This is a genomic window from Alloscardovia omnicolens DSM 21503 (assembly GCF_000420505.1).
GTDB lineage: Bacteria > Actinomycetota > Actinomycetes > Actinomycetales > Bifidobacteriaceae > Alloscardovia > Alloscardovia omnicolens.
The window spans coordinates 81,473-92,306 of record NZ_ATVB01000009.1 but is presented as its reverse complement, the minus strand read 5'-3'; the positions used below and the strand labels follow the sequence as shown (position 1 = coordinate 92,306).

At 49.8% G+C, this 10,834-nt stretch carries 7 protein-coding genes; 6 read left to right on the top strand and 1 reads right to left on the bottom strand.

The genetic code is table 11. From position 1 onward, the window contains the following. Positions 1 to 148: 148 nt before the first annotated feature. Entirely contained in the window at positions 149 to 328 is a 180-nt protein-coding gene (locus tag G464_RS0105110) for a hypothetical protein (RefSeq protein WP_022856999.1), read from the bottom strand. 127 nt (positions 329 to 455) lie between these two features. On the opposite strand from G464_RS0105110, the gene purT reads away from it, so the two are divergent. The 6 genes from purT to purD all read left to right on the top strand — a co-directional run bounded on the left by purT (position 456) and on the right by purD (position 10,769). Continuing rightward, entirely contained in the window at positions 456 to 1,769 is a 1,314-nt protein-coding gene (purT, locus tag G464_RS0105105) for a formate-dependent phosphoribosylglycinamide formyltransferase (RefSeq protein ID WP_022856998.1), read from the top strand. Positions 1,770 to 1,909: 140 nt separating this feature from the next. Continuing rightward, positions 1,910 to 2,659 carry a phosphoribosylaminoimidazolesuccinocarboxamide synthase gene (purC, locus tag G464_RS0105100; protein WP_021617906.1) on the top strand — a complete coding sequence of 250 codons (750 nt, stop codon included), beginning with the start codon at positions 1,910 to 1,912 and terminating at the stop codon, positions 2,657 to 2,659. A gap of 123 nt (positions 2,660 to 2,782) precedes the next feature. Next, the gene (locus tag G464_RS0105095) at positions 2,783 to 6,544 is read left to right on the top strand and encodes a phosphoribosylformylglycinamidine synthase (protein ID WP_022856997.1); all 3,762 of its coding nucleotides are present in this window, start codon (positions 2,783 to 2,785) and stop codon (positions 6,542 to 6,544) included. A 26-nt stretch (positions 6,545 to 6,570) separates the two neighbouring features. Next, entirely contained in the window at positions 6,571 to 8,076 is a 1,506-nt protein-coding gene (purF, locus tag G464_RS0105090; RefSeq protein WP_022856996.1) for an amidophosphoribosyltransferase, read from the top strand. Positions 8,077 to 8,124: 48 nt separating this feature from the next. Continuing rightward, a complete protein-coding gene (gene purM, locus G464_RS0105085; protein WP_022856995.1) occupies positions 8,125 to 9,174 on the top strand; it encodes a phosphoribosylformylglycinamidine cyclo-ligase in 1,050 nt (349 codons plus the stop codon). Positions 9,175 to 9,485: 311 nt separating this feature from the next. Continuing rightward, positions 9,486 to 10,769, top strand: a complete 1,284-nt coding sequence (purD, locus tag G464_RS0105080) for a phosphoribosylamine--glycine ligase (protein WP_022856994.1) — start codon at positions 9,486 to 9,488, stop codon at positions 10,767 to 10,769. The last annotated feature ends 65 nt before the right edge of the window (positions 10,770 to 10,834 follow it).

Below are 10,834 nucleotides of genomic sequence, written 5' to 3'. Positions count from 1 at the left end.
ACCTATTTTCATAGTGACACGCCCAGTCTCGTCCGCAGTAGCAGCACGATCAGAACCAGCTGATTCAGACGGTGCTGGAGTGGCCGAAGCCTCACCAGGCTCAGCCGAAGTAACAGGAGCAGAATCAGATTCTACCTGCTCAGACTCACTACCCCCCCCCCGTCACATTCTCAGACCCAGTAGACGTATCCTGTTTCTTGTCTTTATCTGTCTGTTCAGTCGTTACCGCCGACGTATCCGACTCAGCAGAGACAGCCACAGCAGTACCCAACGGAGCAAACATAGCCACCGCAAGCACCGCAGATATAATCATCCTACGGATTTTCATCTTCCTCTCCTCCTCTTTGTAGTAGTTGGTTCGCAATCAACACGTTTTTATGTTGATTCACACGGACCTGCTTCTAGTCTAGCAAACTTCAAGCGCGCCCGTACCCCTCACATGCCACAATAAAAGTATGGTAAACACTCACACACGTTCTGTTTTATCCACTCCTTCACCAATCCATAGCCAGCCGCGAAATCTCGGCGCCCCTTATTCCTCGAATCCAGACAAGGTAACACGCATTATGTTGCTTGGCTCTGGCGAATTGGGTAAGGAAATTGCTCTCGAAGCCATGCGCTTAGGCGCGTATGTTATTGCAGTCGATTCCTACGAGAATGCGCCTGCACATCATGTGGCTCACGAAAGTCACGCAATTGAGATGAGCGATGAGGCTACACTGACCGCTCTTGTCGACGAAGTTCGCCCAGATATTATTGTGCCGGAAGTCGAAGCTATCGCTACCAGCGCCTTAACTACAGCACGAGAAAAGGGCATACAGGTAGTACCAAGCGTGACGATTGCTCAGATTTGCATGAACCGTGAAGCCTTGCGCGTAACCGCAGCAGAAAAGTGCGGTGTTCCCACCACTCCATATAAGTTTGCCGATTCCGAAGAAGAGCTCCTCAAGGGCGCTCAAGAAGTCGGTTTCCCATGCGTTATTAAGCCAATCCTGTCGTCTTCCGGTCATGGTCAGTCGGTAGCGCGCAGCCAAGCAGACATTGCCCACGCCTGGCAGTTCGCTCAAGACGATCGCCGCACAGCAGGCGATGGCACTGTGTCGCGCGTTATCGTTGAAGCTTTTGTTCCTCTGGCCTACGAGCTCACCATCCTCACCGTATCGTCCAGCGCGGGCGTGGTAACCTGCGCTCCTATTGGTCATATTCAAAAGGATGGCGATTACCGTGAGTCTTGGCAGCCTGCTGCCGTTCCTGCAGATGTATTAGAACGCGGACAAAAGGTAGCTCTTACTGTTGTTGAGCAGCTTGTGCACGACGCTCAAGAGGCAGGAGAAAAGGGCTGGGGCGTTTTTGGTGTGGAACTTTTCGTTTTGAACGATGGTTCTGTGCTCTTTAACGAGGTATCCCCTCGCCCGCACGACACGGGTATGGTTACTATGATGTCGCAAAATCTCAGCGAGTTTGCTTTGCACGCTCGCACTATTTTAGGCATTCCTGTAACGCAGGATTCTGTCAGCCTGCGCGATGCTTCCGGTTCTACAGCCAGCGCCAGCCGAGCTGTTGTTATTGAAGGCGATGGCGAAGTTATCTTCTCTAATCTCGAAACGGTTCTCGCACGTAACGGCACAGATTTGCGTCTTTTTGGTAAGCCTGCTGTGCACGGACACCGCCGCATGGCTGTTCTGCTCGCGCGCGATGAATCAGTAGACAAAGCACGCGCTAAAACAGCAGACATGCTCAGCGCTCTTACTTACGAAATCAATCAATAAAATCCCTGAAAAAACGCCATTCTCCTCGGCTTACAATCTCGAGGAAACGGCGTTTTCTTTACCCTTTTTTGTAGTAGCCACTTGGTACTGTAATATACGTCACAGCGCATCTCTAGTTGCATTTTGCAGGAAGGCCATCCATGGAAAAGCGCGAAAAACTCTATGAAGGCAAAGCAAAAAAACTTTATGCTACCGATAATCCCGATATTCTCTGGGTTGAGTATATGAATCAAGCCACAGCAGGTAATGGAGCAAAGAAAGAGCAGATCGAGGGTAAGGGCCGTCTGAACAACCGCATTACCTCTGTTATTTTTAGTGAGCTTCACTATCGCGGCATTGCAAGCCATTTTGTGAAGCAACTGAGCGAAACAGAACAGCTGAACCGCCATTTAACCATGTTCCCTCTGGAAATTATTGCGCGTAATATTGCTGCAGGTTCTTTTGCTAAGCGCTATGGCATTGAAGAAGGAACTGTGTTAAAGCGCCCTGTAGTTGAGTTCTGCCTCAAGGATGACGCTTTAGGAGATCCATTTATTAACTCGGATGACGCTATTGCTTTGGGCATTGCCACTGCAGATCAGCTTGATATTATCCGCGCAAAGGCTCGCGAAGTTAATCATGCTTTAACTGCTATGTTCGCAGATATCGACGTTACTTTGGTTGATTTTAAGATTGAGATGGGCACCACTGCGGACGGCACTATTTTATTGGCTGACGAAGTAACGCCAGACACCTGTCGCCTGTGGGATAAAGCCAAGACGAGCGGCGATCATATTGAACGTCTCGATAAGGATATTTTCCGTAAGGATTTGGGAAGCATTATTCCTGCGTATGAAGAAATTCTTGCTCGCTTAGAAAAGCTGAATGCTTCTCATGCCCTAGATGACTAATACATATATGCCGGTGCTTATACGCCGGCATATTTTTTTCACAGACAAAGGAATGCAGGCTCACCCGTAGCATGTACCCCCCCAACCCCACAACCCCACGACCCATTGCAATAAAGGACTGACATGGTTTACCGCGTACTCGTAGAGAAAAAACCTGGTTTCGATGTACACGCACAACAACTGCTCACCGAGCTGACTGAGATTGTTGGAGTGAAGAACATAGATAGTCTTCGCATTTTCAATCGTTATGATGTAGAAGGAGTAAGCGAGGAACTCTTCGCTTCCACTATTCCCACTGTTTTTAGTGAACCTCAAAGCGATACTGTTTACGAGGAGCTACCTGCAGATATTCTTAACAACGCTCGTGTTTTCGCTGTAGAGTCTCTTCCTGGTCAGTTCGATCAGCGCGCAGCATCGGCAAGCGAATGCGTGCAGCTTATCAGTCAAGGCGAGCGCCCAACTGTGCGTTCCTCTGTGGTCTACGCTTTGTATGGTTCTGCGCTCAGCGATGCAGATGTTGATGTTGTACGTCGTTATGTTATTAATCCTGTAGAAGCGCGCGAAGCACGTTTAGACAAGCCAGAGACTTTGCGCGTATCTGTGCCTGAACCAGCACCAGTAGAAATTATTGACGGTTTCCGTGCGTTTAGTCGCGAGCAGCTCGCTGATTTTATTAGCGAGCGTGGTTTGGCTATGGATGTGGCCGATATTGAGTTCTGCCAACAGTATTTTAGCCAGACGGAAAAGCGTGATCCAAGTATTACGGAAATTAAGGTTATTGATACGTATTGGTCGGATCATTGCCGTCACACCACTTTTAACACTCAGCTAGAGAATATTGATATTGCTGATGCTGCTGTGCAGAAAGCTTTTGAGCGTTACGTGGCTATGCGCGCTGAACTGGGCCGCGAACACAAGCCTATTTCTTTGATGGATATGGGTACGATTGGTGGTCGTTATCTCAAGTCTCAGGGCATCTTAAAGAATCTGGATGAGTCAGAAGAAATTAACGCCTGCACGGTAAAGGTAACCGTTGATGTTGACGGAGAAGACCAAGATTGGCTCTTCCTGTTTAAGAATGAAACACATAATCACCCAACAGAAATTGAGCCTTTTGGTGGTGCTGCTACCTGCGTGGGTGGAGCAATTCGCGACCCTCTGTCTGGTCGTTCTTATGTGTATCAGGCTATGCGTGTGACGGGTGCAAGCGATCCTCGCGTGCCGGTATCTCAAACTTTGGAGGGTAAGCTTCCTCAACGCAAGATTGTTACTACTGCTGCGGCTGGTTATTCCTCTTATGGTAATCAGATTGGCTTGGCAACTGGTCAGGTTCATGAACTGTATCATCCAGGTTATGTGGCCAAGCGCATGGAAATTGGTGCTGTAGTAGGTGCGGCTCCTCAGACGAATGTTCGCCGTGAAGTGCCTGCTGATGGCGATGTTGTGGTGCTGCTTGGTGGTCGCACTGGTCGCGATGGTATTGGTGGCGCTACGGGTTCTTCCAAGTCGCATAATGTGCAGTCCATTGAAAAAGATGGCGCAGAAGTGCAAAAAGGTAATGCGCCTGTAGAGCGTAAGTTGCAGCGTTTATTCCGCCGTAACGATGCTTGCCGCTTGATTAAGCGCTGTAATGATTTTGGTGCAGGTGGCGTATCTGTAGCTATTGGTGAGCTTGCCGATGGTGTGCACGTTGATTTGAACCGCGTACCAAAAAAGTACGAAGGTTTGGACGGCACTGAGCTAGCTATTTCCGAGAGCCAGGAACGCATGGCTGTGGTTTTGGAAGCCAAGGATGTTGATGAATTCCTCAGCTATGCTGTTGAAGAGAACCTCGAAGCAGTTCCTGTTGCTGTGGTCACTGAAAAGGCTCGTATGGTTATGCAGTGGAATGGCACCAATATTGTTGATTTGAGCCGTGAATTCCTCTCCTCGAATGGCGCTGCCAAGCATCAAGACGTGCAGGTACGTGCTGCCGAACTCGTTACCTCTCCATGGTCCGATGTTGCCGACCTTGCTTCAACCAACTTGCAGGAAGCTCTTACTACAGTGGTCAGCGATGTGAATGTTGCTTCTAATAAGGGATTGTCGGAACGCTTCGACTCAACTATTGGCGCGGCTACTGTGCTTATGCCTTTTGGCGGCGCACAGCAGTTAACTCCGTCGAGCGCTATGGTGGCGAAATTCCCTGTAGATGGTGAGACCACGACCGCGTCTGCTATGGCGTGGGGCTTTAATCCATTTATTATGGAGAAGAACCAGTTTACCGGTGCTTATTTGTCTGTGGTGGAGTCTGTTGCGAAGCTGATTGCTGCTGGTTTTAGCCGCGAAAAGGCGTATCTGAGCTTCCAAGAGTACTTTGAAAAGCTGCGTACTGAACCTGCTCGTTGGGGTAAACCAATGGCTGCTGTTTTGGGTGCTTTAGAGGCTCAGCTCGATCTGCATGTTGCTGCTATTGGCGGTAAGGATTCCATGAGCGGCAGCTTCGAAGATTTGGATGTTCCTCCAACATTGGTCAGCTTTGCTGTATCCACTGGTCATGTGGATAGCGCACTCTCCCCTGAATTTAAGACTCCAGGTAGCCAAGTGTGGCGCATTATTCCTCGTTATGAGGACGACGGTTTAACTCCTGTGTCAGACAGTTTAACTGCTGTTTTCGATGCTGTTGAAGCTCTGAATGCTCGCGGCGTGCTGCGCGCTGCTGCGACGCCAGGTTATAGCGCGACGATTGGTTCGCTGTTCTTGATGAGCGTAGGTAACCGTTTAGGTCTTCGCTTTGAGGAGAGCGTACAGCTTTCTTCTTTGTTTGATTATGCGTACGGCAGTTTTGTGCTCGAAACAGTTCCAGGCACCGTTTTGACTGCAAGTGAACTGTATACGCTCGAAAAGCTCGGCGAAACCACTGAGGACTATACCTTGGTTGTTGGCGATGAGAGTGTTGATTTAGCTGTTGTGCAAGAGGCTTGGGAATCGGGCATGGAGTCTGTGTTCCCATACCGTTCCCATGATGACAAGAAGAACAGCACTGTTGAGCAGATTAGCTACACAGGTGCTCCTACTTTGCTCCACTCTTCTCAGACCATGGCTCAGCCTCGTGTGATTATTCCTGTTTTCCCAGGAAATAACTGCGAGTACGATACTCTGCGTGTCTTTAAGCGTGCGGGTGCTCAGGCGCAGACTCTGATTATTAACAATCTGTCTGCTTCTGCTGTTGCGGAAAGCACACACCAGTTAGCTCAGTCGATTCGTGAATCTCAGATTGTTATGATTCCTGGTGGATTCTCGGGTGGTGATGAACCAGATGGTTCTGCAAAGTTTATTGCTGCCTTCTTCCGCTCCCCTGAGGTAACCGACGCGGTTCGCGATTTGCTTAATAATCGCGATGGTCTCATGTTGGGTATCTGTAACGGTTTCCAGGCTCTGATTAAGCTTGGATTAGTGCCATTCGGCGATATTGTGGATATGAATGAAGACTGCCCAACCCTGACCTTTAACACTATTGGCCGTCACCAAAGCCGTTTGGTCAATACTCGCGTTGCCAGCACGAAGAGCCCGTGGCTGAGCCGTACTGAGGTGGGCGATATTCATACCATTGCTATTAGTCATGGCGAAGGTCGTTTTGTGGCCAATGATGATGTTCTTACTTCTTTGAAGGCTAACGGTCAGATTGCCACCCAGTATGTGGACGCATCGGGGCAGCCAAGCCTTGATTTGAACGTGAACCCTAACGGTTCTCTCCTAGCTATTGAAGGTATTACCAGCCCAGATGGTCGCGTCTTCGGCAAAATGGGTCATACCGAACGCACTGGCTACGGCGTATATTCCAATGTTCCAGGCAACACATTCCAGCCTCTTATTGAGGGTGGCGTGAGCTACTTTACCGAGTAAAACAGGCAGGACTGAGGAGATACATAATGTCTGCAGAACTTGAAAACTTGCACGAAGAGTGCGGTATTTTCGGCGTATGGGGTCATCCAGACGCTGCTCGCCTCACCTACTTCGGTTTGCATGCCTTGCAGCATCGCGGTCAAGAGGGTGCCGGAATCGTCAGCAACGAAAACGGCCGTCTGCACAGCTATCGCGGTCTGGGCTTGCTCTCCCAAGTGTTTAGCGACGATACCCAAATCAACAAGCTCAAAGGCTCTGCTGCTATCGGTCACGTGCGTTACGCTACGAGCGGTTCGGGAAGCGTGGATAATATTCAGCCGTTCCTCTTCCGTTTCTATGATGGAGACGTGGCACTCGCGCATAACGGTAACCTGACGAACGGCCGCAGTATTCGCCGCACTTTGGAGGAAAACGGTGGTATTTACCATTCGAATTCCGACACCGAAGTGCTTATGCATCTTATCCGTCGCAGCGAAAAACCTACTTTCGTCGAGCAGCTGAAAGAAGCGCTCAACACGGTTCACGGCGGTTTCGCCTACATGCTCATGAAGGATGATTGCATGATTGGCGCACTCGATCCGAACGGTTTCCGCCCTCTCTCGCTCGGTCAGATGACCAACGGCGCGTATGTGCTGGCTTCCGAAACCTGTGCTCTCGATATTGTGAGCGCACAGTTTATTCGCGATATTCAGCCAGGCGAAATCATTATTATTAATGACGACGGCTACCATATCGAAACCTATACGGATCAGACGCAAAAAGCTATCTGCTCGATGGAGTTTATCTATTTTGCGCGTCCTGATTCCAATATTTACGGTATTAACGTGCATTCGGCGCGCAAACGTGCCGGCGCGCGCTTAGCTCAGGAAGCGCCTGTCGAGGCCGATATGGTTATTGGCGTGCCGAACTCGTCGCTGTCTGCTGCAGCGGGTTATGCGGAGGAAAGCGGTTTGCCGAACGAAATGGGTTTGGTTAAGAATCAGTATGTGGCGCGAACCTTTATTCAGCCAACGCAGGAGCTGCGCGAACAGGGTGTGCGTATGAAGTTGTCTGCTGTGCGAGGCGTGGTCGAAGGCAAACGTGTTATTGTTATCGACGATTCGATTGTGCGCGGTACCACCAGTCGCCGTATTGTTCGACTGTTGCGCGAGGCGGGCGCTGCCGAAGTTCATATGCGTATTGCTTCTCCTCCGCTGCGCTACCCATGCTATTACGGTATCGATATTTCGCGTACCAGCGAACTGATTGCTGCCAGCAAAACTGTTAAAGAGATTTGCGAGTTTATTGGCGCTGATTCGCTTGCCTACCTCTCCATCGATGGTTTAGTAGAGACTGTGGGGCTGCATGAAGATGCCCCTTATGGCGGTTTATGCGTAGCCTACTTTAACGGTGATTATCCAACAAGTTTGGGTGATTATGAGAAAGAATTCCTCTCCTCAATTACCGCAGAAGATAAGGAGCGTCTCACCCGTTTTGCTCAGGACTCCAGCCAATACTACGGCAATGAGTACGCGGGTTCTAAGGCTGAGTAAGACCTCGCCTAACGAAACGAAAACTTGTTACTAATTTAAGGAGAAAAAATGCCATCCGCATACGAAAACGCAGGTGTAAGTGTAGAAGCTGGTTACGAAGTTGTTCGCCGTATTCAACAGCATGTGGCGCGCACAGCTCGTCCAGGTGCTGGCGGTATTGGTGGCTTCGGCGGCCTGTTCGACCTGTCTATTCTCGGCTACGATGAGCCAGTTCTCGTGTCCGGCACCGATGGCGTGGGAACGAAGCTGCTCGTAGCTAAGGCTGCAAACAAGCACGATTCCATTGGCATCGACTGCGTAGCCATGTGCGTTAACGATATTTTGGCGCAGGGCGCAGAACCATTGTTCTTCCTCGACTACATTGCATGTGGTAAGAACGATCCTGTGCTGCTTGAGCAGGTTGTGAAGGGCGTTACTGACGGTTGTGTGCAGGCTGGTGCTGCTCTTGTTGGCGGCGAGACCGCAGAAATGCCAGACATGTACGACGAAGATGAATACGATGTGGCTGGTTTTACTGTGGGCGTAGTGGAAAAGAGCACGATTATTGACGGCTCTGCCATTCATGAAGGCGATATTATGATTGGCCTGCCATCCTCCGGTGTGCACTCTAATGGTTTTTCTTTGGTGCGTAAAGCTCTGTTTAAGGACGGCGGTTTGAACGTAAATGATACGCTCGATGAGCTGGGCGGCAAGACTGTGGGCGAAGTTCTACTCGAACCAACCCGCATTTATGCTCAGGCTCTCAAGCCTCTGTTTGCTAAAGGCAAGGGCAGCAAGCAGATTCTTAACGGCATTGCTCATATTACCGGCGGCGCTTTCGTAGAGAAGGTTCCTCGCATTATTCCAGAAGGTCTAGCTGCAAGCTTTGACATTACCTCATGGGATGTTCCACCAATCTTCCAAGTACTCGAACACTACGGCAAGGTTGATCATAAGGAAATGTACAACATCTTTAACATGGGTATTGGCATGGTGCTTATGGTGTCTCCTGAAAATGTGGCCGAGGTTGAGCGTATTCTGGATGAGAACGGCGAAAAGCATTACACCGTTGGACGTATCGTTAAAGATAACGGTGAGCGCGTAGAATTGCACGACTAAAATTATCTAATCGAGGAAGTGTGGCGCTGTGCGTTGTATAAAACGTATCGCGAGTTGTATAAGACCTAGCGTGCGTTATGTAAGGAGTGACTGAACTGCATTCCGTTTCTTGCACTGGTGAAGTAATGTCCAAGAAACGGGGCGGAATTCAGGCGCAGGGCGTGCAAGACCTAGCGTGGGTGAGATACAACGTAGAGCGAGTCGTATAAGACACAATAGAGAGCGACGGCAGTCGCACGAAACAAAGAGCGCGGCGGCAGTCGTGCGAAACCGAATATAGAGCGGCGACAGTCGCACATGAAGGAGAGCTCATGTCACGAGTTTTAGTTATTGGTTCGGGAGGACGTGAACACGCTATTGCTCATACCCTGCTGCGCGGAGAGCGAGTGAGCGAAGTTTTCTGTGCTCCTGGTAACCCAGGCATGAAGGCAGATGGCATTGTGCCAGTTAATCTGAGCCTGTCTAACCACAGTGCTCTGATTGATTTTGCTCGAGATAAGCAGATTGATTGGGTGTTTGTTGGCCCAGAAAATCCGTTGATTGAAGGTATGGTTGACGATTTCCAGGCTGCCGGCTTCCCTGCTTTCGGACCAACTCGCAAGGCTGCTCAGATTGAGGGTTCGAAAACCTTCGCAAAAGAATTAATGCAACGATACAACGTTCCTACAGCTGCTTATGCAACCTTCGATAATTTCGATGCTTCTATAACCTATGTTCAGGAACAAGGTGCCCCGATTGTGATTAAGGCGGATGGCTTAGCCGCCGGAAAGGGCGTAACAGTTGCAATGGATGAAGACAGTGCCATTGCTGCTTTGAAGGATATTTTCCTCGATCATCGTTTTGGAGCGGCCGGTTCGCGCGTTGTTATTGAGGAGTTCTTGGAAGGACAAGAATTCTCTTTAATGTGTTTTGTGCGCGGTGACGAATTCTGGTCCATGCCAATTTCACAGGATCATAAGCGTGCCTACGATGGCGATGAAGGTCCAAACACTGGCGGAATGGGAGCCTACTCCCCTGTTCCTCAGATTCCTAGTAGCGCTGTTGCGCAGGCAGAAGAAACCATTATTAAACCTGTTATTGCAGGCATGGTGGCTGAGGATAACCCATTTACGGGCATTCTGTACGCAGGTCTGATTGCCACGGCTGATGGCCCTAAGGTTATTGAATTTAATGCTCGCTTTGGCGATCCTGAGACTGAGGTTGTTTTGCCTAAGCTCACGAGTGATTTAGGTGCAGGCATTGAGGCTTTGTTGCATGGTGAAGGACCGGTATTCTCATGGGACGAAGAGCGGACGACTCTGGCTGTGGTGGTGGCCAGCGAGGGGTATCCGGATAAGACGGTGACGGGGGCTGCTATACATGAGTTCGATTGCAGCGCAACTCAGGCGGAGCATGGAACGCATGTGTATTATGCGGGCGTTGCCGATAGCGAAGATGGCGATGATCTCGTTGCTTCTTCAGGTCGCGTTTTGCTCGTGCAGACCACAGCAGGCACTGTTCAAGATGCACAGAATATTATTTACGATATTCTTGACCATACCGATACCACTGGCATGTTCTACCGTCACGATATTGGTTTTAAGGCGATTCAGTAATTAGTCTGATTGCACAGTGGGGCAGAGTATATTGATTCTCTGCCCCACTTTTGAATGCTGAATAG

Coding starts and splice junctions, on each gene's coding strand:
- purD (WP_022856994.1), top strand. CDS start 9,486: ATGTCACGAGTTTTAGTTATTGGTTCGGGAGGACGTGAACACGCTATT.
- G464_RS0105110 (WP_022856999.1), bottom strand. CDS start 328: ATGAAAATCCGTAGGATGATTATATCTGCGGTGCTTGCGGTGGCTATG.
- G464_RS0105095 (WP_022856997.1), top strand. CDS start 2,783: ATGGTTTACCGCGTACTCGTAGAGAAAAAACCTGGTTTCGATGTACAC.
- purF (WP_022856996.1), top strand. CDS start 6,571: ATGTCTGCAGAACTTGAAAACTTGCACGAAGAGTGCGGTATTTTCGGC.
- purM (WP_022856995.1), top strand. CDS start 8,125: ATGCCATCCGCATACGAAAACGCAGGTGTAAGTGTAGAAGCTGGTTAC.
- purT (WP_022856998.1), top strand. CDS start 456: ATGGTAAACACTCACACACGTTCTGTTTTATCCACTCCTTCACCAATC.
- purC (WP_021617906.1), top strand. CDS start 1,910: ATGGAAAAGCGCGAAAAACTCTATGAAGGCAAAGCAAAAAAACTTTAT.